The following is a 24,240-nucleotide window of genomic DNA, read 5'->3' as shown; positions in this document are numbered from 1 at the left end:
AAATATATGAATACAAAAAAGCCAGGTATCTAAATATGATATCTGGCTTTTTTGTATTATTTAGCAAAACGGTGATTACCGATTGTTTCCGTAACTTCACGTGTTTTAATCCAATCACTTTTTGCCGTTTTTGGATTGTAGAAGTAAATGGAACCATTACCTTGTCCTCGAAAAGCAATCGCCTCATTTACAGCTTTCATATCTTCAGAAGTATATCCATTATTAATGTGACCATTTTGAACTGGAGTAAAGGCGTAAGTACCACCTACATTTTCATAGATTACTTCTTTAATGGTGTCTGGAAATTCTTTATGATCCACACGATTTAATACTACTGTTGCAACAGCAACTTTACCAGCATAAGGTTCACCCTTTGCTTCAGCATGGACTAATTTTGCCATCAGTTCTTTGTCTGCCTTTGAAACATAATCTGGAACATTAATGGATTCTCCAATATAGATTAACGAACCGGAACGTTTATTTGCAATTTGTAAATTTGCTACGGTAGTTCCATAGTCTTCAGCAATACTCCAAAATGTATCGCCTTTTTGAACGGTATATGATGCAGCATTTCCGATTGTTGGTAGTGTAATTATAGAAAGCGCTAATGACGCTGAAATGATTATCTTTTTGAATTTATTCATATTGTTAACCTCCTAGTTGTTTTGGTTACAATATGAGATTACTAGATGTAACATACTTTATCAGTAGTAAAAAATGGTAATTTTAATTTAATTCTTCTAACGCTTGCCCTAGTTGAAGTTTGATATGTTTTGAGAGTATTTTCCAAATACAAAAAATCAACTAAAAAATGGTATTTTTACCAACCAGAGGTTCCAAATTAACAAATATTACAGGCGTATTACTTGACTATTCGACAATAAATAGACAAAGGGAATAATGATGTATAAAAAGACCATTAGTTCCTAATAATGGAATATATGTATTTTTACTAGCAGGTATTTCCAATTAGGAGGGTATATAATGTCAGGTCCAGGATTAAAACATGTCGATAGTCATGCCGCTATTCATGAGGCTGCTTTAAATGAAGCTAAAGAATTAAATGAGATAATGGCAAAGCTATTACAAAATAACGACTTAGAAAAAGCATTAGAAATTGCGTTTGTTGCAGTAGAGCATTGGGAGACTAGAACACTCCGTCATGCAGATGCAGAGGAAAGAGGATTATATAAGGAGTTAGTGGAGGAAAATGCTGCCTTAAAAGATTCCATCATTGCGCTTACACGTGATCATGATACACTGCGTTTCCTTGTTAAAAATATTAAAGAGACACTAGATTCTGAAGGAATGACAGATGAAGTATTACAACAGTTTTATACATTAGTTCATGTAGATGTCTACCACAATATGGAAGAAGAGCGTATTCTACCTTCTCATTAGTGTTTTTAAAAACTTTATCAATATTATACATTCTGCTTGGAGGTGTTGATTTGACTAATAAGAACAAGCAACTAAATCTAAAGTCTTTACGATTCCTTTCACCAAAGCTATATAACTACATAACAGATATACTTCAAGAAACATATAATATTCATTCGTATGACTTGCAGATGGATGCGGAACAGAAAGAAGACGGATTACAGGTAATTATCCGATACGGTGAAACATTTTCTCATAAACAAGCAAACTTCTTCACACATGAGCAAATTGATAACTTAAGCAATGAGATTTTAGATTTTGTTAATAAAACAGGTGAGGCTTGTACAGAAGTATTAATTGATGATTACTTCAAAATATACGCACCATAGAACTTGTTTTAGCTATGCTAAAGCGAGAATACAAAGGAGGAAAGCCTATGTTCTTATTTGAAGAAGATGCAGATTTAGTACAAGATCGGGAAGATTTACTTTCTATTTTAAGAATGCGCTTCGGTGATATAAGCCCTGAGATAATTGAAGGGATATATGAGATAGATAAGTTAGATACGTTAGAAAGACTCATATTAGTTGCTGCAAATGCTCCAACCTTTAAGGTATTCATGGAAGAACTGCAAGAAGAAGGAAGTTTTCGAATTGTTGGGGATCGTTTTAATCCATTAAGTTCCTTAAAAGAAGGTGAGTTGTAGCATGAAGCGGAATAACAAATTAGTAGAAGCATTTAAATATTTAAAACGTGGCAATACGATTAATGATGGTTGGACAGAAGAAAGTCCAAAATCAAGAGATACAGAAGATATTTATCGAAATCGTTGGGGTCATGATAAGATTGTCCGTTCGACACATGGAGTTAACTGTACCGGTTCTTGCAGTTGGAAAATATATGTGAAAGACGGAATAATTACGCAAGAAACACAGCAAACAGATTACCCTTCAACAGGTGATGATTTTCCAGAATATGAACCAAGAGGATGTCCAAGGGGAGCTAGTTTTTCTTGGTATACATATAGTCCAGCACGTGTGAAATTCCCATATGTACGTGGAGATTTAATGGAACTTTGGAAGAAGGAGCGAGAGGCAGGACACAATCCTGTTGAAGCTTGGGAAAATATTGTCTCAAACCCTAATAAGCGCAAGGCCTATGTAAAAGCCCGTGGAAAAGGTGGCTTTGTTCGAGCGGAGTGGCGTGAAGTATGTGAGATTATTGCTAGTTCCGCTATACATACAATTAAAAAATATGGTCCAGACCGAATTGTAGGCTTTAGCCCTATTCCTGCCATGTCGATGGTAAGTTATGCAGGGGGCGCTCGTTTTATCTCCTTACTTGGAGGAACGTTATTGAGTTTCTATGATTGGTATGCGGATCTTCCGCCAGCATCTCCACAAGTTTGGGGAGAACAGACAGATGTTCCAGAAAGTGCTGACTGGTACAATACGAAATATTTCATTATTTGGGGTACGAATCTTCCGCAAACACGGACGCCAGATGCTCATTTCATGGTGGAAGCACGCTATAACGGTACGAAAGTAGTTGGCGTTAGTCCTGATTATGCAGAGTATGACAAATTCGCTGACATATGGCTGCCAGCACGTGCTGGAACAGATGGTGCATTAGCCATGGCAATGACACATGTAATTTTGACTGAGTTCTATGTGAAGAAACAGGAACCATACTTCATGGATTACGTTAAGAAGTATACGGACCTACCTTTCCTTGTCTTACTAAAAAAGCATGATGGAGAATTTCGAACAGACCGATTTGCTCGAAGTGCCGATTTTACCGATGAACATAAACTTGGTGAATGGAAAACAGTTGTTTGGAATGAACTAACGAATCAAGTAGATACACCTAATGGTAGCCAAGGATTTCGGTGGGACGGTGGAAGCAAATGGAACTTGGATCTAGATAAAGAGGACGGTTCAACGATAAAACCTAGGTTAAGTTTCATGGAGACAGCAGATTCAGTGGAACTTGTTACGTTTCCTTATTTTGCAGATGAAAATGGTGGGAAGATTTCTAGAGGTGTACCTGTTAAAGAAATTCAAGACAAGCATGGTAATACACTAACAGTTACAACTGTTTATGATTTGATGATGGCACATGTTGGTGTGAATAGAAATCTACCTGGAGATTATCCTGCAAATTATGATGATCCAAAACCTTACACTCCGGCATGGCAAGAGAGTATTACATCCGTTAATCGTAACCATGTCATTACTGTTGCAAAAGAATTTGCCGATAATGCAGCAAGAACAAAAGGTAAATCGATGATCGCAATGGGTGGTGGAACAAACCATTGGTATCATAGTGATCAAATTTATCGTTCTATATTAAATTTAATTTTGTTAACTGGTTCACAAGGTGTAAATGGTGGTGGTTGGGCCCATTATGTTGGACAAGAAAAAGTTCGCCCAACGGAAGGATGGCAACAAGTATCATTTGCAGGGGACTGGGGTAATATGCCACGCCTACAAAATGGAACGTCATTCTTTTACTTCGCAACGGATCAATTCCGATATGAAGATGAAATTAATAAATCAAATACAACGTGGAGTGGTAAATACAATAATATGCACCCAGCAGATGTAAACGCTTTATCAGCGCGACTAGGCTGGTTACCATCTTATCCGCAATTTACACAGAACTCTATTGAGTTGGTAAAAGAAAGTAGAGAACGTGGAGCAACGTCAGAAGAGGAAATTGTGAAGGATGTTGTGGAACGTATTAAATCTGGTGAAATTGAATGGGCAATTGAGAATCCAGATCATCCGCAAAACTTCCCTCGACTATTCTTTAATTGGCGCTCCAATCTATTAGGAGATAGCGGAAAAGGCCATGAGTATTTTGCAAAGCATTTAATCGGTGGTGATAGTCAAGTATTAACTGATACCACTAACTCGTGGCAGCCTGAACATGTCAAAGTAGAAGGAGAAGCACCAGAAGGAAAAGTAGATTTATTTGTAGCAATGGATTTCCGTATGACAAGTTCTGGGCTATTTTCTGATATTGTTTTACCCGCTGCCACTTGGTATGAAAAACATGATATTAGTAGTACCGATATGCATCCATTTGTTCATCCGTTTAATGCGGCTATTTCTCCTCCTTGGAAGGCTAAGAGTGACTGGGATTCTTTTAGAGAGCTAGCAAAAGTGTTTTCTGAGTTGGCAGAAGAACATCTTCCAGCACAAGAAGAGCTTGTGATTCGGCCACTCGCTCATGATACAGTTGGTGAAATCGCGCAAGCTTATGGGCAAATTAAAGATTGGCGTACAGGAGAAGTGGAAGCGATACCAGGTAAGACAATGCCGAATTTCCATATTGTAAAACGGGATTATCCGAATGTGTTTCAGAAAATGACGACAATTGGCGACCATCTGAAAAAGGGATATGGAGGAAAAGGCGTAACCATACCAGGTGAAAAAGTATATGCCGAGTTATTAGACAGGCTAGGTACTTCGAAACGAGAAGGTATTGGAAAAGGTCATCCAGATTTATTTTCCGACAAACAAGCAATTAATGCGATATTACTTATGTCAGGTGCGACAAATGGTAAGCGTGCAGTAGAAGGTTGGCGTTCTCTAGAGGCTAAAACTGGTAAACAATTAACCGAGTTAGCAGAAGCAAGAGAAGAAGAGGATTATACATTAGATGCACTTACCATTCAGCCGAGAACTTCTATCTCAACACCAGTATGGAGCGGAATGGAAAAAGACAATCGACGTTATTCCCCTTTTACCGTAAATAAGGAGTATAACATTCCTTGGCGAACCCTTACAGGTAGACAAAGCTTCTATTTAGACCATGAGATGATTCTTGATTTTGGAGAAGCTTTACCATTGTACTTGCCACCTTTAAATAAAGGGCCTTTCATGAAGGGGGAGAAATCTATAGAGGAAACAACACCATCGATTACGGTTAGATACCTTACACCACACCAAAAGTGGGGCATTCACACCATGTTTACGGAGTCAACCCCAATGGTTCAATTGTTTAGAGGGTGGCAGGTTGTTTGGATGAATGAGGAAGATGGAGCATCGATTGGATTAAAAGATAATGATTGGATAGAAGTATATAACCGAAATGGTGCAATCGTTGCGAGAGTTGTATTAACATACCGAATACCTAGAGGTATGGCCTACATGTACCATGCTCAAGATAGAACGATGGGTGTACCAGGTACGGCAATACAGAAAAAACGGGGCGGGACCCACAATAGTGTTACTAGAATTACATTAAAACCAACCCATATGATCGGTGGATACTCTCAATTAAGTTACGGATTTAATTATTATGGGCCAACTGGCCAACAACGTGACACAATGGCAATTATACGAGGACTGAAGGAGGTTGATTGGCTTGAGAATTAAAGCGCAAGTAGCAATGGTTATGCACCTAGATAAATGTATCGGTTGTCACACCTGTTCTGTTACTTGTAAAAACACTTGGACAAATCGGTCAGGAACGGAATATATGTGGTTTAACAATGTGGAAACAAGACCTGGACCAGGTTACCCAAGAAGATGGGAAGATACGGATCGTTATAAAGGTGGGTGGAAATTACATAACGGAGAATTAAAACTCCGTGCAGGTGGTCCGATTACTAAGCTAGCTAATATTTTCTATAACCCAAATATGGCGAAGTTAGACGAATTTTATGAGCCATGGACTTATGATTATGACAACTTAATTCATAGTCCGAAAAGTGAAAACTTACCTGTAGCAAGACCTGTTTCCCAAATTACGGGAGAATATATTGACAAGCCAGAATGGGGTTCTAACTGGGATGATGATTTAGCAGGTGGAAGTGAGATAGTCCCTCTTGATCCAAACGTGGAAAAATTACAAGAACATATCCAAATGGAATATGAGAAGACATTTATGATGTACTTACCACGTATTTGTGAGCATTGCTTAAATCCATCATGTGTAGCCTCTTGTCCAGCTGGAGCATTGTACAAGCGTGATGAAGATGGAATTGTGTTAGTTGATCATGACGCGTGTCGTGGTTGGAGATTTTGTCAAAATGGTTGCCCATATCACAAAGTGTACTATAACTGGAAAACACATAAGGCAGAAAAGTGTAACTTCTGTTATCCAAGAACAGAAGCTGGACTTCCAACTATTTGTTCGGAAACATGTGTTGGTCGTATTCGTTATATCGGGGTAGTTCTATATGATGCGGATAAAGTGAAAGCTGCAGCTTCTGTAGAGGACCCACAAGACTTATATGAAGCTCAATTAGGGTGTTTCTTAGATCCGTTTGACCCAGAAATTCAAGAAAAAGCTCGTGAACATGGAATTAATGATGCATGGCTTGAAGCGGCTAAAGAATCCCCTGTCTATAAAATGGCGATGAAATGGAAAATCGCTTTACCACTTCATCCTGAATATCGGACGTTGCCAATGGTGTGGTACGTTCCACCATTAAGCCCGATAATGAATCATATTACCAATGAAGATGAGTTAAATACAGATGGGTATATTCCTGCCGTTGATCAAATGCGAATTCCTGTAGAGTATTTAGCTTCCATTCTTTCAGCAGGTGATACAAACGTGATACGCAAAGTTCTACTGAAACTAACTGCAATGCGCGTTTATATGAGAGGAAAAACAGTAGGTGGGATTGATGAATTTAGACAAAGTGAATTAGTTACACAAGCTGCAACAAGTCCAGAGGAAATTGAAGACATGGCACGTCTACTTGGTATTGCTAAATATAACGAACGCTTTGTAATCCCGACAGGACGTAGGGAAATGGATGATGATTTATATGAACAACAAGGTACTTGTAGTCTTGAGGAATTAGCGCCTCGAGAAGGAGTAAATCCTGCATACGGATATATGAAGGTGAGAGAAAATCTATGAGTAAGGATAAGCAAGCTACCCTAGTAATCGCATCGCGGTTACTAGGGTATCCTTCAGATCAATTTGTGAAAGAATTAAAGGACATTCAATTACTAATTGAAGATGCAATTGAATCGACTGAAATAAAAGAAGAATTCCAAGAAACACTTAAATTTCTAAGTGTAAAATCATTAAGGGATATTCAAGAGCTATATGTAGAAACCTTTGACCTGAAAACAAAAACTGGCCTATATTTGACAGCACATGAAATGGGAGATAGTAATAGACGCGGTCTAGCTTTAATTAAATTACAAAAGATAATTAACGAGGCTGGATTCGAGCGTCTTAGTGAAGAACTGGTAGATTATATTCCAATGCTCATGGAATTTTTAGCAGTTGCTCCAGATTCAAACGAAAAAGATCGGTTGGAATATCGGTTGGCAGTCGTACTCCAACGTATTCGTGAAAATTTAGCACAACATACACCGTATAGTAGGATACTAAAAATATTAATGAATCATGTTTTTCCAAACCCTTCCAAAGAAGAAATAGAACAATTGGAAAACAACCGAGAAGAAGCAGACTTAGAAGAATTGCCATACCCAATCATGTATCAATAATGGTATAGGCAGTCCAATTTCACAAAAAGGAGGGATAATAATGGTTCACATTTTTTGGTGGGTCATTTTCCCGTATATTACATTAACTATCATGATCTTAGGGTTATTATATCGGTACGCTTTTAGACAATTATCTTGGGCCGCACCTTCAACTGAAATCTTTGAGAAAAAGTGGTTGAAAATAGGATCACCATTATTTCATTGGGGAATTATTATTGCTTTTATTGGCCATGTCATGGGGATGGTCATACCCCATGATTTCTATCTGTCCATTGGAGTATCTGATCATTTATACCATATAGGAGCAATTGCAGGTGGAGGACTTGCTGGATTAATGGTTGTAGCTGGTTTAATTATATTGTTAATTCGTAAAGCGACGATTGACCCGGTACGAGTTCACGCTACATTTGCAGATTTCTTTACCGTACTGATGTTAATCTTTGTAGCTGGGACAGGTACATATATGACGCTTATCTACAATACAACAGTGGTAGCATATGAATATAGAGAAACAATTGGACCATGGTTCCGAAGTTTATTTACACTTACACCAGCTTACGGGCTAATGACTGGTGTCCCATTAATCTTTAAAATCCATGTTGCATCTGCGTTTGCTTTATTTGCTTCCATTCCATTTACTAAACTAGTTCATATTTTCAGCTTCCCTGTTCGTTATCCTGCTCGTGCACCTCAGCAATACCGTCACCGTTCAAATTACCGTAGACAGGGACTATAATTCTAAGCTCACAAAGAATCCTAAGCTAACAAGAAGCCTAGGATTCTTTTTCATCACTTATTATTTGCAACTGTTAGATCATTAAATACGCCGACATAATATACGATATCTCCAACACTATTTTTAACTGGACTAATTGTTAGGAGTTCCTCGTACAGTTCACCACTTTTTCGCTTATTCCAAATTCTCCCTTCCCAGTATCCATTTTCTTTAACAGATTGCCACAGCTTTTCATAAAATTGTTTATCATGCTTTCCTGATTGTAGTAATCTTGGTGTATTGCCCTTAGCTTCTTCAAGTGTATAGCCAGTGATACGAGTGAAGGCGGGATTCACATTTTGTATAACTCCAGATTTATTTGTAACCATAATCCCTTCAGCAGCACCTTCAATAATATGTCTTTCCACATTCACTTTATCTTGATAGTACATGAAGATGACGATAACGAAGCTTACTAATGCTAACTCAGATAAAAGCATAAACGCTATTGCATGATGCCCTGTTATATTACTTACTGCTGTTAAAAGAAGAGGAGGGAAAAATCCGCCTAAACCTCCCATTGCTGAAACTACTCCGTTTACGATTCCAGCTTGATTAGAAAAATATAACGGAACTAATTTAAAAATAGTACCATTTCCGATTCCAACAGTAATTCCTACTAATAATGCTCCTACTGTATACCATTCAATTCCCGGGGAGAAGGAAAGTAATATTCCTGAGAACGTTACACCTAAAAATACAATCATCATTATGATGAAGCCATTAAACTTATCTGCTAATAGTCCTCCAATTGGACGAAGTATCGTTGCAATTACGATAAAAATAGCAGTTCGAATACCTGCATCAATTGGATCTAAACCAAAGTTACTTACTAAGAAAGATGGTAAGAACATCGTAAATGCAACAAACGCTCCAAAGGTTATAAAGTAAAATAAGCAAAGGAACCAAAGTATGGCATTTTTATAGACACCTTTTATTTGCTCTACCATTGATTTCTTCGATTTCTGTTCCTTTCTATCGCCTAATATAAACATCAAGGCCGCAAATAGTATGAGCAGAAATAGAAATAAACGTACTGCCGTTTGCCAACTGGTAGCTTCGGCTATCATTGGCGCTCCAAATGTAGTTAAAGCTGTACCAATATTACCGACACCGTAAATACCGTTGATAAAACCGTGTCTTTCTTTTGGGTAGTATTTAGGTAGAGATGTAACACCGATGGAAAACGTTGCACCACCTATTCCAAGTAAGAGTCCACCTATTACTAAATCGACAAATGTATCTGCTATGCTAATATAGAAAACAGGGAAAAGTAAAATAATAAAACTAATGAGAAACATCCAACGTGCACCAACTCGATCGGTGTAGAAACCGATTGGTATACGCATTAACGAACCAAGGATAACAGGTATTGCAGTTACAATAGATGCTTGTCCACTTGTTAACGCAATGTCATCTTGGATATAGGTCATTAAGGAAGAAATGAGAACCCATACCATAAATCCAATCACTAAACTGGATGTCTGTAGTGATAATTGCAAACCGGGTTTTTTCATTACAAAACATGCCTTTCTACTTAATGTGATATTTTTAATAGGTGATAAAAAGTTTCATAGGTATAGTATGAGAAAAAGGGGAAATTTCATGAGTAAATGGTTTCTTTTAAATTTTGTTTTATTAATTGTAATTGTTTGGAATGTAGTTGGGCACTATTCTTTTCCCCGATTACCGGTTCATATTGTATTTGGAGTTATAGGTGCACTAATATTTCTTTATAATTGGACAAGGAATGCAGTATTTGAAACAATCCGGAATGTAAGAAGTAGAAAGACAAAGGTGGCACTAGCGAGGTTTTCTAGAAAAGTAGTGACGATTCATAGATGGACAGGAAATATAGCATTATTAGCAATCGTAATTCATGGATTGCTGGTCATATCAACATATGGATTCAGTTTAAATAATATTAAAATGGTTGTTGGAGTATTAGCTTTAATTGGATTAACTTTGCAAATTCTTACCGGCTGGTTACGTTTGTATAAACCAACAATTAACTTACGGTATATTCATCTTTATAATGGAATGATGTTATTCTTCCTGATTTTAGTACATATTTTAATGTAAAATAAAAAGAACCGTTCTCCCATTGTTTTGGTTGGCGGTTCTTGTGTTTCATACGATATTGATGATCCTTTTTAGTTTTTGTTTTTCTTGTTCGTAGGTCAAGTGAAGCAAATGGACTGCGGTTAATTTCGGGATTCAGTCTTCCTTCTCTAATTAATTTCTCCCGTTTCTTCTGAGCTTTTGATTTGCTCATTGATATCACTCCTTTTGTTAAAGTAAGTATATTATACTAAATTATCTTCTAAATAGTAACAAAATAATGACATCATGATCAATCCTTGTTATAATAAATAAAAATTTACTTAAAATCGATGAAAAAGAGAGTAGCTGTTTAATATGGCAAGCGAGCTAGGGATGGTGGAAGCCTAGTACATGGTTAGACAGCGAACCGGACTTTGGAGATGCTTTCCTGAAATAGTAGTAGGGACTTGCCGGGGAGAACCCTCGTTAACAATGAATGAAGTGGTTTTTTAGTATACTTAAAAACAATTAGAGTGGTACCGCGGGAATATAAACTCTCGCCTCTTAATTAGAAGAGGTGGGAGTTTTTTTAATGGAGGGATAAAGTCGATGTTAAAACAACTATTAGTAACTAGTTTAAAAGAAGTGTTAGGCAAGGAATTTAGCCAGGAGACTCTAAATAGATTGATCGAAATACCAAAACATGAGACGTTAGGAGACTTAGCGTTTCCATGTTTTGAACTTGCAAAGCATTACCGAAAAGCACCTCATGTAATTGCCCAAGAAATTGCTTGTAAATTAGATCATTCTAAGTATGAAAGAGTGGAAGCTGTCGGTGGTTATGTAAACGTCTTTCTAAAAAAGAAAACGATAGCATGGGAAACAATAAAGAAGGTCTTATTAGAAAAGGAAGCTTACGGTTCCAAAGTTCACACTGAGAAGAAAACGATGACAATTGATCTATCATCTCCGAACATAGCTAAACCATTTTCTATGGGGCATTTACGATCGACAGTTATTGGAAATTCAATAGCATTAATTGCTGAAAAACAAGGATATGATGTTGTAAGAATTAATCACTTAGGGGACTGGGGAACTCAATTTGGTAAGCTTATTGTTGCTTATAAAAAATGGGGAAAGAAAGAGAACGTAATCAAAAACCCAATTAAAGAGTTGTTTAATTTATATGTAAAATTCCACATGGAAGCAGAAGAGGATGCAAGTTTAAATGATCATGGGAGAGAAGCGTTTAAACAGTTGGAATCTGGAAATGAAGATGCACTTTTTCTCTGGAAATGGTTCCGTGATGAATCGTTAAAAGAATTTATGAAAATATACAATCAATTAGGTATTCGCTTCGATTCGTATCATGGGGAAGCATTTTATAATGATAAAATGGATGCGGTTGTGACAATGCTTGAAGAGAGAGGTCTATTAGTTGAATCGGATGGTGCACAAGTAGTGGAACTAGAAAACCTTCCACCGTGCCTCATTACAAAACGAGATGGTACGACGTTATATGCTACACGTGATCTTGCAGCAGCCATATACCGTCAACAAACCTATCAATTTAATAAATCTGTTTATGTTGTTGGAAACGAACAATCATTACACTTTAAACAACTTTTTGCTGTACTTGAAAAAATGGGATTCGAATGGCGTAAAGGTATGGCTCATGTTCCGTTTGGGATGATTTTAAAAGATGGTAAAAAAATGTCTACTCGTAAAGGGAAAGTTGTTTTATTGGAGGATGTTATTAAGGAAGCAATACAGTTAGCTTTAAAAAATATTGAAGCCAAAAACCCTACACTGATAGATAAAGAAGAAACAGCAAAACAAGTGGGTATTGGTGCAATCATTTTCCATGACCTGAAAAACTATCGTTTAAATGATATTGAATTTTCACTTGCAGACATGCTTCGTTTTGAAGGGGAAACAGGCCCATATGTTCAATATACACATGCTCGAACGTCTACCCTACTTAAAAAGGGAAAATTCCAAATTAGAGATAACCAACAACTTAGCTTTCTAGACAAAGAAGCATGGCCGATTATTAAATTATTGCAAAACTTTCCTCAGGTGATTAATCAAGCGATGGAGGAATATGACCCATCTAAAATTGCTAAATATCTATTGGACGTATCAAAGGCATTTAATCATTATTATGCTACTGTAAAAATATTAAATGAGGAAGAAGGCAACCGTCTCGCCATTGTTTATTCTGTAAAAGTCGTATTAAAGGAGGGACTGAGATTACTAGGTATTGCATCACCAGAAGAAATGTAAAGGGACATACCTCGCCTTTGTTGTTGTAAAGTCTGATATGATAAAATACAAAAAGAATGAAGTAAAAAATAAGGGATGATAGACTTGGCTGATACACATACATTTTCAAAAGGTGAAGAAATCGCAAATGCTATTACTCATGGAATTGGCGGTTTATTAAGTATTGCGGGGCTTGTATTATTAATTGTTACAGCTGCATTAAACGGTACAGCACTACACGTTGTTAGTTTTACTATTTTTGGAGTATCAATGGTGTTACTCTATACATCATCCACATTTGTTCATGCACTTCCTCCTGGTAGAGCTAAAGATTTATTTGAAATCTTTGATCATTCTTCAATCTATTTATTTATTGCAGGAACATATACTCCATTTACTTTGTTAGTTATAAAAGGCTCATTAGGATGGACAATGTTTGGCATCGTTTGGGGACTAGCAGTTGCGGGGATCATTTTTAAAGCTTTTTATGTGAAAAAGTTTTTATTTACTTCAACAATTTTATACTTAGGTATGGGCTGGTTAGTAGTGCTTGGTTGGAACAAGATTACGGAAAATCTAGAGTATGGTGGAATTGTATTACTAGTTGTAGGTGGCTTATGCTATACGATAGGAACCATTTTCTATATGTGGCGTGCGTTTAAATATCATCATATGGTCTGGCATATTTTTGTATTGGGCGGTTCCATTTGTCACTTCTTTTGTGTGATAATCTATTTAGTTTAGATGGAGTTAAGAGTTAGTTACTCTTAACTCCATTTTCATGAAAAGCGAAATATTAATACATTTATCTAGATGAGTCTTGCATATATTATGGTAAAATATAGTAACAGAATAACATATTTTATGATCACCACTTCTAATAAGGGAAGTGATTAAGTGAAACAAGGGAAATTAATAAAAAAATACGACAGCCAAGTTCAGATGTATGAGAAAAACCTTAATAACCAAACGCTTGCAAAATGGAGAAAGAAAATACTTGCAAGTGCTTCAGGGCGTGTATTAGAAGTAGGTGTTGGAGCAGGTGCGAACTTTTTATATTATAATAAAGCGAAGGTTACAGAAGTTATTGGCGTAGATTTTAGTTCTGAAATGATAAAAAGTGCAAAAAAGACGGCTTTACAAACAGGTATTCCAGCTAATTTTATCCAACAAGACGTAGATAAGTTAGACATGGATAGAGAATCTTTTGATTGTATTGTTTCTACACTAACTTTATGTAGTTATCCAAATCCACTCCAAACATTAAATAACTTTAATAAATGGTGTAAAAAAGATGGCTATGTACTATTATTAGAACATGGACTGAGTACGAATCCGTTATTATCTGTTCCACAGAAGTTAATTGATCCTTTATACCGAAAAGTATCGGGTTGCCACTGTAATCGCGATATTATGAAACTAATTGAACAATCAAAACTTGAAATAGAAAATGTAGAACATTACTGGTCAGGTATCTTTCGTTTAATTTGGGCTAGACCAAGTAGTTAATACTCATCTTTTTAAAATAATAGTTTAGAGGGTTTTGCAATTGACACCATTTACAGAAAAAGTAATTCAAATCATAAAACAAATCCCATCAGGAAAAGTCATGACATATGGACAAATTGCTAGTTTAGCAGGTAGTCCACGAGCTGCAAGGCAAGTAGTGCGAATTCTTCATTCTATGAGTAAAAAATACGAACTTCCTTGGCATCGTGTAGTGAATGCAAATGGCCAAATTGCTATTAAAGACGAAGCAAATTATAGGGAACAAATTCTAAATCTTGAGGCGGAAGGTGTAGAAATGGGATTGCATGATGAAATTGACCTGGAGCAATTCCGATGGGAACCGACTAAATTATTACTTGAAAAACCATTGGAATAAAGAAAAAAACGCTGGAAAACTCGAATGAAGTTTTTCAGCGATTTGTTATTAAAATACTTTCGTTGTCCAATCCTCACAATTCCATACATCTGTTACAACACCATCATAAAAATCAGGTTCGTGAGAGATGAGTAGAACACTACCATTATATTCTTTTAATGCTCGTTTTAATTCTACTTTTGCATCATGATCTAAGTGGTTTGTAGGTTCATCTAGAACGAGTAAATTTGTTTCACGATTCATTAATTTACAAAGTCGTACCTTAGCTTTTTCTCCACCACTTAACACTTGTACTTTACTTTCAATATGCTTGGTTGTTAATCCGCATTTTGCGAGTGCTGCCCGAACTTCATATTGTGTAAAGTGAGGAAATTCATCCCAAATTTCTTCAATACAAGTTTTATTTGTTTCTGTTTTGATTTCTTGTTCGAAGTAACCGATATGAAGATGTTCACCTTGCTGAACAGAACCTGACACAGGGGGGATTTCCCCTAAGATACTTCTAAGCAACGTAGTTTTTCCAATTCCGTTCGCTCCATATAGAGTTATTTTTTGACCACGTTCCATACTTAAGTTTAATGGTCTAGATAGCGGTTCCTCATACCCTATGACAAGATCTTTTGTTTCAAATAAATATTTACCAGGAGTGCGAGCTAGTTTAAAGTTGAATTCTGGTTTTGGTTTTTCTGCATCTAGTTCGATGACTTCCATTTTATCCAACTTTTTCTGACGAGACATCGCCATTCTAGCTGTAGCTGCATTTGCCTTATTACGAGCAACAAAATCTTTCAAATGAGCAATTTCCTTCTGTTGCTTTTTGAAGGCAGCTACTTGTTGCTGTTTCTTTAATTCATGTAATCGTAGAAACTCATTATAATCCCCTGGATACCTTGTTAGTTCTTGATTTTCTACATGATAGATTAAATTAACTACAGAATTTAAAAATGGAATATCATGTGATACGAGTATAAAGGCATGTTCGTATGCTTGAAGATATTGGGTTAACCATTCAATATGCTCCACGTCTAAATAGTTGGTCGGCTCATCGAGAAGTAATATTTCTGGTTTTTCTAGAAGTAACTTTGCAAGTAGAACTTTTGTCCGTTGTCCACCACTTAAATCATGCACATCACGATCTAAACCAAAGTCATTTAATCCAAGACCATTAGCAACTTCTTCTACTTTAGCGTCAATAATATAAAAGTCATTATTCGTTAAAGCATCTTGTATACGACCAGTTTCTTCTAAAAGTTTCTCGAGTTCTTCCGCATCACCTTCTCCCATTTTTGCAAAGAGTTGATTCATTTCTTCTTCCATATCATAAAGATATTGAAAGGCAGTTCTAAGCACATCTCTTATCGTCATTCCTTGTTTTAAGACTGCATGTTGATCTAAATATCCGACACGAATATGTTTGGCCCAAGTGACATTACCAGCATCAGGTTCTAATTTTCCTGTAATAATATTCATAAAAGTGGACTTACCTTCACCATTAGCACCGATAAGACCAATATGTTCTCCTTGTAATAAACGGAATGATACATTATCAAATATGGCACGATCGCCGAATCCGTGACTTAAATTTTTAACTGTTAATAAACTCATAAAAAACACCTTTTCCTTCCTAACTGCATTCTTTCTTATTATACGTTTCATCAAAAGAAATAGGTAGAGGAAAAGGAATAAAAAATATAAATAGTTTCAATTAATACCAAGTAATAATACTTGGTATAATTTTAATTAAATTGTATAATAATTTTATAAAAGGATTGAAATGGAGTGGGTAATATAGTGGGAAAGAGAAAAATTGCATTTGTAACAGATAGTACGGCATTCTTAACGAAGGAGTTAAAAGAGCATCCCGATGTTTATGTTGCCCCAATTATCATCATTTCTAATGGAAAAGAATATGAAGATGGAATTGACCTATCAACAGATGAACTATATGAAATCATTCGAACGGAAAAAGAAGTTCCAAAAACTTCCCAACCGAACGTTGGTAGATTCATAGAAATATATGAAAAGTTAAAAGAAGATTATGAGGAAATCATCGCTATCCATGTATCATCTAAATTAAGTGGAACAGTATCCAGTTCAAAAGCGGGGATTGAACAAGCAAATGTTAAAGTAGAATTAATTGATTCTCATACATTGTCATTCGGGATTACTTTCTTACTTGAACAAGGAATAGCTTTAGCAGAAGAAGGGTTAACTAGTAAAGAAATTGCTACCAAATTACGTGAATCAGTAAAACAAAATCAGAACTTAGTCTTACTTGATACACTAGAGCAATTATTTAAAGGTGGAAGAATGTCTGGTGCACAATTTGTTATCGGTAATTTGTTACACATTAAACCAGTACTCTCTATCTTTGAAAATGGGGAATTAGGATTGGTAGAACGAGTTCGATCCGAGAAAAAAGCGACCCGTAGAATTGTAGATTTAATTAAAAAATCATATGAAGAGCATTCGATTAAGAAAATTGCCATTGCTCATGCTAATTCATTAGAGAAGGCTAAAGCATTAAAAGAGATACTATTATCTCAGATTGCTAATTTAAATATCGTTATCGGGGATGTAAGTTCATCCCTAGCTGTTCACGCTGGTGAAGGAGCAATTGCAGTATTTTGGCAAAAGTAAAATATGCATCTATAAAAAACGACATGGGATATTCCTATGTCGTTTTCTTACTCCTTTTGATACGTTATATATTGATAATTAGAAGTAGGGATCCGGATAATCTCATTTCCTTCCGAATCTAAATGTGTTTCATATTCTCGATAAGTTTCTACGATCTTTCCATTTATTTCATTCATTTCTTCAAGTAAATAATTATAAGTATAGGAGACGGATCTTGTTGTAGGTTGTGCATCAGCATCAATTGTTTCATCACTCGGAATATTATAATAGATGGATGTGTCAGTAGGAGGCGAGTCTAACATCGTCATTAAGATGATAATTAATAAAGCACCTAGTATTGCTAGTTTTTCTTTCATATAATTTCTCCTTCCACAGTTTTGATTATGTAATATATATGCATGTCCTGTGCAAATAATGGTTAAATTGGTTAAAATATCATTTAAAGAAGTGAAAGGAGAAAAATATTCTATGTACAGATTAAAAGAGGATTTTATACAAGATTGGAATCATGCAACTGAAGGAACAATACAAGTGCTCGAAGCAATGACTGATAATAAGTTAGAACAGGCAATTGTGGAAGGACATAGTACACTTGGTTGGCTTGGCTGGCATTTAGCAACTTCACCAGCTTTCTTTGGTGGTCAAGCTGGTCTTCAAATTGAAGCAACTGGTAATCCAAGTGATGTACCTACCAGTGCACAAGAGATTGTATCTACATATAAGAAAGCATCTGAACAAATAAAATCTAAAGTTGAAAAATTAACAGATGAGCAAATGGTAGAAGTGCTAGAAAGTTTTGCTGGTAATATTCCAAGAGGAGCCTTACTCCGAATGATGATTGACCATCAAACACATCATAGAGGGCAAATGACTGTTCTGTTAAGACAGGCTGGCCTTATAGTTCCTGGTGTGATGGGACCAACGAAGGAAGACCAAGCATAATATATAAATATACCAAACAGCGAGAAAACGTTTTTTTTCTTGCTGTTTTCCTTTTTTCGAAAAAACACCTTCCGCATGGATGGTAATGAGAATATAATTGAGTTATAATATTAGAAAAATATGGGAGGTAACATAATGGCTGAAACGGAAAAAATTACAATTAATGTGAATGTAGTTGATTTAGGTAAAATCGATTTGCTAGTGGAACAAGGATTCTATTCGAATAGGACAGACTTTATTAAAAGTTCCATTCGAAGCGAATTGTCCGAACATGCTGATACTGTGGACAGAATTATTTCAGATAAAAAGCTTTTACTTGGTGTTTCCTATTATTCAAAAAAAGATTTAGATGAGGTTGTTGCATCTAAGAAAGCGCTAGACATAAAAGTAATTGGTATGTTAGTTATTGCAGATGATGTAGATCCAGAGTTAGTGAGAAAATCTATTCATTCACTTAAAGTGCTAGGAGTATTACGAGCTTCAACGGATGTAAGAAAAGCGCTTGATGAATTGAAATAGGAGGGAGAGTATGGGGGAAAGAGTTGCAATTATAACTGATATTCATGGTAATAGTGAAGCATTAAAGGCGGTATTAGATGATATAGAACGAGAGAATATTTCACACATTTATTGTTTAGGTGATATGGTAGCGATTGGACATGAGACTAATAAAGTGATGGAATTACTTTTTTCTCAAGAGAATATTTCCTTTGTATTAGGAAATCATGAGGAATCGATTTTAAAAATAGTTAATGGTGTAATTAATGATAGCGATGATATTGTACAACAGCACCATGAGTGGATAGCGAATAATTTAGACCCAAAATATATTGAATCACTGGCTATGATACCAAAACGATTAGAAAGAGAAATAGCAGGAAAAAAGTTACTGTTTGTTCATTACCACTTATTTGAGAATAATCGATTTCTTCCATTAGACACAGAACCAACAGAGCAGAAATTAGAGAAAATCTATGAAAATACCGATATAGATATCGTTTGTTTTGGTCACCATCATACGATTCATCATTTTAAAACTGCTAACAGACTCTATGTAAATCCAGGTTCACTTGGATGTGGGCATTCACCACTTGCGCCATATGGAATCATTGAAATTGGTCGAGAAGGTCAGATAAACGTCCAATTTAAAGAAGTTCCCTATGATAACACAGGATTTCTTCGAGAAATTGAACGATTAAAGTTTCCAGCATATGAATTTGTGTTAAAAAATTTTCATGGTAATCAGCATCTACACTTATAAAAGTAAAATTTGCGCTAGATTTGGTCTAGCGCTTTATTTTTTGTAACCTTCCTTAATAATTCGTCTTTACTATTTCTGTTCCCTCATAAATGTAGTAGCAATGGGGGGTTAGCCTACTTGTTTTTCTGTTAATTTATTTTACAAATCTCTTTTTATCTAGTCTTCTTCTGTAAAACAATACTTATAAATTAGCGCAAAGTGTATCGATTTTTCATTCATTGGATGCATTTTTTTGTATTCTTGAAAAAAGGTTATTAAGTCCTGATTTTTTAGTTTTGAACAATTTAAGCGAGATTTTATTCGTTATATATAGGAAAGATGTCATATGTTTTCAGCTTGTTATTTTGTGGTTTACAACATTTTAGGCATTAAGCCCTGTTATTAAAACGTGATTGAAAATACATGATGAAACCAAAACAAATTAATTCATGTATATATACTAAAGGCTGTAATCAGTTAGCTACTTTCTTAGGAGTGATCTACATGGATATTCATTCAGTTGAGCTACATAATATTGCAAAAAAATATAAAAGATTATTTGAGAGCTATAGTATTAATGCCGGTGGCTGTTTAATAAATAACCATGAATTTTATTGGGTGAATTATTATAGATTAGGTAAAATGGTTGGTCATGCGGTTATATCACCAAACGAAGTAATGGATAAGGATGAATATAAACAAGCATTTCACTATTTAGCAAGAAGTTCACAAATACGTGCAAATTTATCCACAAATGGTGGATTTAGAGCCAGAATTAATATGGAATCTTTTAGGATTATTGAGAGATTCTTAGACAATATTTTACTAGTAGTAGATGAAGAAGATAAACAGGTAGTCAGTAAATGTCTTGGAAGTATTCAAAGCAATCTAAATCTACAAGATCGAATCGTAGAAATATATAATAGCTTTCATCAAAAAGAAGAGAAAATTCAAAAAGGCGAAGTAAAGTTTTGTACAGATGAATACCTAGAATTTACATTAGATTGCTTATGGGAAATTGAATATTTGCAATATACCCAGTTTACTTTGCAATATGATGCAATACCACTGTTAGAATACATTAAAAAATTAACCAATAAGAATAGAAACGTAAAAAAACTAGTGAGTTCTGAAATAAATCTGTACTTAAAAGAGTTTATTAAAAGTAAGGATAGTCTATTCAACAGTATAAAGAACTTAACTTTTCATCCGGAAATAGCTCCAGAAGTATCTAAAGATAGACACATGACACTTGCAAGAGATACATTACTAAAAAGTATTGAAGAAGTAACAAACGAAGCTTTAAAAGATTTACGTTTTCCAAAGTTAGTAATGACTGAAAGAGGTGATTAGTTTGAAACGTAGTATCTTGGCTGGTTTATTTTCATTAATATTTCCAGGGATAGGTCAATTGTTTAATCGGCAATGGGTAAAAGGGATATTCTTTATTGCTATCGAACTTGGAATCCTTTATTTAGCCCCAACAGAATTATGGAGTGTAACCCTGTATCGAATAATTTGGCTTTTAAGTATCCTAGATGCTTCTTTTGTTGCTTATCGTGTCCATAAAGGGAAGAAGGACTTAACTGTCTATAAAGGAAAGAAAGCTAGCATAATAGTTGGCGCTGCTATTATAATCATTTTTCCAATGGTTTTCGTTTCATCTAATTTCAATAATTTTATAGTTTTTGTTGCTTTACAACAATCAGCAGCACAAGAGGGAGGATCAGAGGAACAATTACAGGAAGAAAAAAAGATGTATGAAGAATATTTAGAAGAAACATATCGTGAATCCTTTGTGTTGGGTGATGCATCATATAATTCAAATTACGAGCATTACTTAGTTGAAGCATATCCTAAGTCCAATCCGGAAATAGTCTTTGGCGTATACCAATATAGGGACGGAACAATTCATGATTCGTATATTGACTTTTTATGGCAAGAAGAAGCAATTCAATCAGTATCTCCAGTTGTTGAGAATTTATATGAAGAGATATGGGAGTTTGATTTAAAAGTTGCTATTAAGGCTGGCAAGAAAGATATTATCTTGAAAGAGAATGAACAATTAATAGGATTTGATGAAGGAAAAGATAAATACCCAAATGATTATAACTATATGATAAATTTATTTGTATTTGAGGACTTTGACAATCCTAAACTTGAATTGGAAAAAATTTATGAACTTATTACCTATTTTAAGGAACAAAACATCCAAGTAGCTCGTCTTGCAGTGAAGTATTATGATGAAACATTATTAGAAGAAAAGGGGAAGGATAGTAAACCTGGAAGTGAATATAGAGAATATGCTTCCCATTTTATTTCTTTAAAGTGGAAAGATATAAAGGAAATCCAATCAGATACGGATCTTGAAAAACACTTAATTAAGTTGGAGAAGTTTTATAAAGGTGGTAACGACTAAATTTACGTTTATGAATCTTTTTTAGATTGAATGGTTAGCAATAATATGGAAGACAATATGAAGGGTACATAAGCCTCTTTAATATTGTCTTTTTTATTATTAGTTAGCTATCCTAATTATAGAAAATATAAGGATTCTGTAATAAAAAAAGATTTTTATAAAAAGTATTGACCTTGACGTTACGTAAACCCTTATCATGAAATATGTCAGGAGGGAAAGACGTTGGAATACACAGTGAACAAACTAGCAAAAATATCAGGAGTTAGCGGCCGTACACTCCGATATTATGACAAAATTGGATTATTAAAGCCAGCAAGAGTAAATTCCTCTGGGTATCGTATATATGGACAAAAAGAAGTGGACTTACTACAACAAATTTTGTTCTATCGAGAACTAGAAGTTAGTTTAGAGGATATAAAAGAAATAATCCATCAACCTGATTTTGATCGAAAACTTGCACTAAAAAATCATTATGAAGAATTAAAGGATAAACGTGCCCGTCTTGATAAAATCATGGCAACGGTAGAAAAGACAATTGCCAGTATTGAAGGAGGAAACCCAATGCAAGACAAAGACAAATTTGAAGGATTTAAAGAAAAATTAATCAATGAAAACGAAAAGAAATATGGAAAAGAGAACCGTGAAAAATACGGTGATGATACGGTAGAAGCAAGTAACGCGAAGTTAAGAGGAATGTCTCAAGAAGATTATGATAACATGACAAAGCTCGGCGAGGAGATTTTTGAACTGTTGAAAGAAGCATATTTAACTGGTGATCCAAATTCACCGGAAGCTCTTAAACTTGCTGAAAAACATAAAGAATGGTTAATGTACTCTTGGCCAAGTTATACTAAAGAGGCACATGCAGGACTTGCTGAAATGTATGTAGCTGATGAAAGATTTACCGCGTATTATGATAAAGCAGTAAAAGGTGGAACAAAGTTTTTACGCGATGCGATTAATAACTATATAAATATGTAATTTGATGAGCTGACTAAAGTTAAGTCAGCTTCTTTCATTGCTTCGTGCATCTTCTCAAGTATAATCCCCAAATATTAATCCATCTTACTATTAGGAGGTGGTATTTTTATGGGAAGAGATCGTCAGGAGAAAAAGTTAAAGAAAAGTAGACGAGTAGAATCAGACAGAGATGTTGGCTTAAAATATAAAAATTCTACAATCATGTCCAGTCCCGAAGAAGCAATGGAATTAAATGATGGCAAAAAGTAAATACGTTATTCGAATCCCTCGCATAGTATAGTGAGGGATTTTTTCTAATCAAATTCTAATCTTGTTTTTATTTTCTTATCAGATTCAAGCGTTATAGTGTGAGTATAATCAATACAACTATTAAAGTAATGTAGTTGAAATTGACGTGGGGGATACAACATGGAATCAAATTGTAAAAATATAATATCTGAATTACAAGCGATTGAAATTGCTGAGAGTGTTATTGATGGAATAGTAGTTGAAATGGGACTAAATAAGGATATATATGACCTAGAACTATTAACTTATCATGGAAAAACTCGTATTGAATTAGATGCACTTACTGGAAACGTCATTAATAAAAATACAATAGATTAAATAATAACGATTTAGAGCGCAAGTGGTTTGGCGCTTTTTTTCGTATATTCATTTATAATAATTATAGGAATTAATGGGGAGGGGGAAGTTACTTTGGGATACGTAGAAGAACTTAGAAAATTGGTAGGGACTAGACCACTTATTTTTGTCGGCGCGGTTGCAGTTATATTAGATGATAAAGGAAGAATACTAATGCAACAAAGACGCTTCCCAAATGGAGTTTGGGGATTACCAGGTGGGTTAATGGAGCTTGGAGAATCAACAGAGGAAGTTGCTAGAAGAGAAGTATATGAAGAAACTGGTTTAACAATTGGGCATCTACAGCTCATAAATGTTTACTCTGGAAAGGAGCATTTTATTGTAGCTGAAAATGGGGATCAATTTTATGTTGTTACTGTTGCTTATCATACAAATGAATTCGAAGGAAAAATGGATATCGACCAAATTGAATCGATAAAATGTGCTTTTATTAGTCCTGATGAGTTACCAGAGAGAATGGTAGGTAGTCATAAACAGATTATCGAAGAATTTCTGGCAAACAAGTAATCTAATTGTTATTCCTACTAAAGTCCTTATATATAA

General features: G+C 35.2%; 27 protein-coding genes and 1 other annotated feature. Of the genes, 22 read left to right on the top strand and 5 right to left on the bottom strand.

The features are described 5' to 3' along the window. Positions 1–56: 56 nt before the first annotated feature. On the bottom strand, positions 57–644 hold the full coding sequence (locus IEV35_RS13145; protein WP_188385116.1) for a cell wall hydrolase: 588 nt from the start codon (positions 642–644) through the stop codon (positions 57–59). Positions 645–984: 340 nt separating this feature from the next. On the opposite strand from IEV35_RS13145, the gene IEV35_RS13140 reads away from it, so the two are divergent. Genes IEV35_RS13140 through narI form a run of 7 tightly spaced genes read left to right on the top strand, consistent with a single transcriptional unit; the run spans position 985 to position 8,598 of the window. Continuing rightward, positions 985–1,401, top strand: coding sequence for a hemerythrin domain-containing protein (locus IEV35_RS13140; protein WP_188385115.1), 417 nt, complete (start codon positions 985–987; stop codon positions 1,399–1,401). Between the two features lie 50 nt (positions 1,402–1,451). Continuing rightward, on the top strand, positions 1,452–1,769 hold the full coding sequence (locus tag IEV35_RS13135; RefSeq protein WP_188385114.1) for a hypothetical protein: 318 nt from the start codon (positions 1,452–1,454) through the stop codon (positions 1,767–1,769). Between the two features lie 47 nt (positions 1,770–1,816). After that, positions 1,817–2,086 (top strand): hypothetical protein, encoded by a 270-nt coding sequence (locus IEV35_RS13130; protein ID WP_188385113.1) that lies wholly within the window; start codon positions 1,817–1,819, stop codon positions 2,084–2,086. 1 nt (position 2,087) lies between these two features. Beyond that, entirely contained in the window at positions 2,088–5,765 is a 3,678-nt protein-coding gene (locus tag IEV35_RS13125) for a nitrate reductase subunit alpha (protein WP_188385112.1), read from the top strand. After that, positions 5,755–7,263, top strand: coding sequence for a nitrate reductase subunit beta (gene narH, locus IEV35_RS13120; protein ID WP_188385111.1), 1,509 nt, complete (start codon positions 5,755–5,757; stop codon positions 7,261–7,263). The genes IEV35_RS13125 and narH overlap by 11 nt, the downstream gene beginning before the upstream one ends. Further along, the gene (gene narJ / locus IEV35_RS13115) at positions 7,260–7,862 is read left to right on the top strand and encodes a nitrate reductase molybdenum cofactor assembly chaperone (protein ID WP_188385110.1); all 603 of its coding nucleotides are present in this window, start codon (positions 7,260–7,262) and stop codon (positions 7,860–7,862) included. The genes narH and narJ overlap by 4 nt, the downstream gene beginning before the upstream one ends. A gap of 40 nt (positions 7,863–7,902) precedes the next feature. Beyond that, on the top strand, positions 7,903–8,598 hold the full coding sequence (gene narI / locus IEV35_RS13110) for a respiratory nitrate reductase subunit gamma (RefSeq protein WP_188385109.1): 696 nt from the start codon (positions 7,903–7,905) through the stop codon (positions 8,596–8,598). Positions 8,599–8,651: 53 nt separating this feature from the next. Here narI and IEV35_RS13105 read toward each other — a convergent pair whose 3' ends face one another. Further along, entirely contained in the window at positions 8,652–10,154 is a 1,503-nt protein-coding gene (locus IEV35_RS13105) for a nitrate/nitrite transporter (RefSeq protein WP_188385108.1), read from the bottom strand. An 88-nt stretch (positions 10,155–10,242) separates the two neighbouring features. Here IEV35_RS13105 and IEV35_RS13100 point away from each other — a divergent pair, with 88 nt between their 5' ends. Continuing rightward, the gene (locus tag IEV35_RS13100) at positions 10,243–10,719 is read left to right on the top strand and encodes a hypothetical protein (protein ID WP_188385107.1); all 477 of its coding nucleotides are present in this window, start codon (positions 10,243–10,245) and stop codon (positions 10,717–10,719) included. On the opposite strand, the gene brfA is transcribed toward IEV35_RS13100, so the two are convergent. Then, the gene (brfA, locus tag IEV35_RS13095) at positions 10,646–10,912 is read right to left on the bottom strand and encodes a ribosome rescue factor BrfA (protein ID WP_188385106.1); all 267 of its coding nucleotides are present in this window, start codon (positions 10,910–10,912) and stop codon (positions 10,646–10,648) included. The two genes, IEV35_RS13100 and brfA, sit on opposite strands and share 74 nt — an antisense overlap. 109 nt (positions 10,913–11,021) lie before the next feature. Next, positions 11,022–11,248, top strand: a binding site (T-box leader). Positions 11,249–11,289: 41 nt separating this feature from the next. On the opposite strand from brfA, the gene argS reads away from it, so the two are divergent. From argS to IEV35_RS13075, 4 genes are all read left to right on the top strand, one after another. Continuing rightward, positions 11,290–12,966 carry an arginine--tRNA ligase gene (gene argS / locus IEV35_RS13090; protein ID WP_188385105.1) on the top strand — a complete coding sequence of 559 codons (1,677 nt, stop codon included), beginning with the start codon at positions 11,290–11,292 and terminating at the stop codon, positions 12,964–12,966. Between the two features lie 84 nt (positions 12,967–13,050). Continuing rightward, positions 13,051–13,689 (top strand): PAQR family membrane homeostasis protein TrhA, encoded by a 639-nt coding sequence (trhA, locus tag IEV35_RS13085; protein WP_188385104.1) that lies wholly within the window; start codon positions 13,051–13,053, stop codon positions 13,687–13,689. 153 nt (positions 13,690–13,842) lie between these two features. Next, positions 13,843–14,454 (top strand): class I SAM-dependent methyltransferase, encoded by a 612-nt coding sequence (locus tag IEV35_RS13080; protein WP_188385103.1) that lies wholly within the window; start codon positions 13,843–13,845, stop codon positions 14,452–14,454. Positions 14,455–14,494: 40 nt separating this feature from the next. After that, positions 14,495–14,830 carry an MGMT family protein gene (locus IEV35_RS13075; protein ID WP_188385102.1) on the top strand — a complete coding sequence of 112 codons (336 nt, stop codon included), beginning with the start codon at positions 14,495–14,497 and terminating at the stop codon, positions 14,828–14,830. A gap of 48 nt (positions 14,831–14,878) precedes the next feature. On the opposite strand, the gene IEV35_RS13070 is transcribed toward IEV35_RS13075, so the two are convergent. After that, positions 14,879–16,435, bottom strand: a complete 1,557-nt coding sequence (locus IEV35_RS13070) for an ABC-F family ATP-binding cassette domain-containing protein (RefSeq protein ID WP_188385101.1) — start codon at positions 16,433–16,435, stop codon at positions 14,879–14,881. A 186-nt stretch (positions 16,436–16,621) separates the two neighbouring features. On the opposite strand from IEV35_RS13070, the gene fakB reads away from it, so the two are divergent. After that, a complete protein-coding gene (gene fakB / locus IEV35_RS13065) occupies positions 16,622–17,470 on the top strand; it encodes a DegV family protein (RefSeq protein WP_188385100.1) in 849 nt (282 codons plus the stop codon). 47 nt (positions 17,471–17,517) lie between these two features. On the opposite strand, the gene IEV35_RS13060 is transcribed toward fakB, so the two are convergent. Continuing rightward, positions 17,518–17,826 carry a hypothetical protein gene (locus tag IEV35_RS13060; protein WP_188385099.1) on the bottom strand — a complete coding sequence of 103 codons (309 nt, stop codon included), beginning with the start codon at positions 17,824–17,826 and terminating at the stop codon, positions 17,518–17,520. Positions 17,827–17,938: 112 nt separating this feature from the next. On the opposite strand from IEV35_RS13060, the gene IEV35_RS13055 reads away from it, so the two are divergent. The 9 genes from IEV35_RS13055 (at position 17,939) to IEV35_RS13015 (ending at position 24,204) form a co-directional block, all read left to right on the top strand. Further along, positions 17,939–18,412 (top strand): DinB family protein, encoded by a 474-nt coding sequence (locus tag IEV35_RS13055; protein WP_188385098.1) that lies wholly within the window; start codon positions 17,939–17,941, stop codon positions 18,410–18,412. Between the two features lie 135 nt (positions 18,413–18,547). Continuing rightward, a complete protein-coding gene (locus IEV35_RS13050; RefSeq protein ID WP_188385097.1) occupies positions 18,548–18,931 on the top strand; it encodes a ribbon-helix-helix domain-containing protein in 384 nt (127 codons plus the stop codon). Positions 18,932–18,941: 10 nt separating this feature from the next. After that, positions 18,942–19,673, top strand: coding sequence for a metallophosphoesterase family protein (locus IEV35_RS13045; protein ID WP_188385096.1), 732 nt, complete (start codon positions 18,942–18,944; stop codon positions 19,671–19,673). 483 nt (positions 19,674–20,156) lie between these two features. Then, positions 20,157–21,005, top strand: coding sequence for a hypothetical protein (locus IEV35_RS13040; protein ID WP_188385095.1), 849 nt, complete (start codon positions 20,157–20,159; stop codon positions 21,003–21,005). A 1-nt stretch (position 21,006) separates the two neighbouring features. Next, a complete protein-coding gene (locus IEV35_RS13035) occupies positions 21,007–22,071 on the top strand; it encodes a hypothetical protein (protein ID WP_188385094.1) in 1,065 nt (354 codons plus the stop codon). A gap of 222 nt (positions 22,072–22,293) precedes the next feature. Next, on the top strand, positions 22,294–23,052 hold the full coding sequence (locus IEV35_RS13030; RefSeq protein ID WP_188385093.1) for a MerR family transcriptional regulator: 759 nt from the start codon (positions 22,294–22,296) through the stop codon (positions 23,050–23,052). Between the two features lie 108 nt (positions 23,053–23,160). Further along, on the top strand, positions 23,161–23,301 hold the full coding sequence (locus IEV35_RS13025; protein ID WP_188385092.1) for a YpzI family protein: 141 nt from the start codon (positions 23,161–23,163) through the stop codon (positions 23,299–23,301). A gap of 159 nt (positions 23,302–23,460) precedes the next feature. Next, entirely contained in the window at positions 23,461–23,658 is a 198-nt protein-coding gene (locus tag IEV35_RS13020) for a PepSY domain-containing protein (RefSeq protein WP_188385091.1), read from the top strand. Between the two features lie 93 nt (positions 23,659–23,751). After that, positions 23,752–24,204: an NUDIX hydrolase gene (locus IEV35_RS13015; RefSeq protein ID WP_188385090.1), complete on the top strand. Its 453-nt coding sequence runs from the start codon at positions 23,752–23,754 to the stop codon at positions 24,202–24,204. Positions 24,205–24,240 lie beyond the last annotated feature (36 nt).

The organism is Ornithinibacillus halotolerans, from assembly GCF_014637405.1.
GTDB lineage: Bacteria > Bacillota > Bacilli > Bacillales > Amphibacillaceae > Ornithinibacillus > Ornithinibacillus halotolerans.
Note: the sequence above shows the minus strand (reverse complement) of the source record. Positions and strands in the feature narration are given on the sequence as shown.

Excerpts from the sequence above, each read along its gene's own strand:
- IEV35_RS13145 (WP_188385116.1), bottom strand. The coding sequence starts at position 644 with ATGAATAAATTCAAAAAGATAATCATTTCAGCGTCATTAGCGCTTTCT.
- IEV35_RS13140 (WP_188385115.1), top strand. The coding sequence starts at position 985 with ATGTCAGGTCCAGGATTAAAACATGTCGATAGTCATGCCGCTATTCAT.
- IEV35_RS13130 (WP_188385113.1), top strand. The coding sequence starts at position 1,817 with ATGTTCTTATTTGAAGAAGATGCAGATTTAGTACAAGATCGGGAAGAT.
- IEV35_RS13125 (WP_188385112.1), top strand. The coding sequence starts at position 2,088 with ATGAAGCGGAATAACAAATTAGTAGAAGCATTTAAATATTTAAAACGT.
- narJ (WP_188385110.1), top strand. The coding sequence starts at position 7,260 with ATGAGTAAGGATAAGCAAGCTACCCTAGTAATCGCATCGCGGTTACTA.
- narI (WP_188385109.1), top strand. The coding sequence starts at position 7,903 with ATGGTTCACATTTTTTGGTGGGTCATTTTCCCGTATATTACATTAACT.
- IEV35_RS13105 (WP_188385108.1), bottom strand. The coding sequence starts at position 10,154 with ATGAAAAAACCCGGTTTGCAATTATCACTACAGACATCCAGTTTAGTG.
- IEV35_RS13100 (WP_188385107.1), top strand. The coding sequence starts at position 10,243 with ATGAGTAAATGGTTTCTTTTAAATTTTGTTTTATTAATTGTAATTGTT.
- brfA (WP_188385106.1), bottom strand. The coding sequence starts at position 10,912 with ATGAGCAAATCAAAAGCTCAGAAGAAACGGGAGAAATTAATTAGAGAA.
- argS (WP_188385105.1), top strand. The coding sequence starts at position 11,290 with ATGTTAAAACAACTATTAGTAACTAGTTTAAAAGAAGTGTTAGGCAAG.
- IEV35_RS13070 (WP_188385101.1), bottom strand. The coding sequence starts at position 16,435 with ATGAGTTTATTAACAGTTAAAAATTTAAGTCACGGATTCGGCGATCGT.
- IEV35_RS13060 (WP_188385099.1), bottom strand. The coding sequence starts at position 17,826 with ATGAAAGAAAAACTAGCAATACTAGGTGCTTTATTAATTATCATCTTA.
- IEV35_RS13055 (WP_188385098.1), top strand. The coding sequence starts at position 17,939 with ATGTACAGATTAAAAGAGGATTTTATACAAGATTGGAATCATGCAACT.
- IEV35_RS13050 (WP_188385097.1), top strand. The coding sequence starts at position 18,548 with ATGGCTGAAACGGAAAAAATTACAATTAATGTGAATGTAGTTGATTTA.
- IEV35_RS13045 (WP_188385096.1), top strand. The coding sequence starts at position 18,942 with ATGGGGGAAAGAGTTGCAATTATAACTGATATTCATGGTAATAGTGAA.
- IEV35_RS13040 (WP_188385095.1), top strand. The coding sequence starts at position 20,157 with ATGGATATTCATTCAGTTGAGCTACATAATATTGCAAAAAAATATAAA.
- IEV35_RS13025 (WP_188385092.1), top strand. The coding sequence starts at position 23,161 with ATGGGAAGAGATCGTCAGGAGAAAAAGTTAAAGAAAAGTAGACGAGTA.
- IEV35_RS13020 (WP_188385091.1), top strand. The coding sequence starts at position 23,461 with ATGGAATCAAATTGTAAAAATATAATATCTGAATTACAAGCGATTGAA.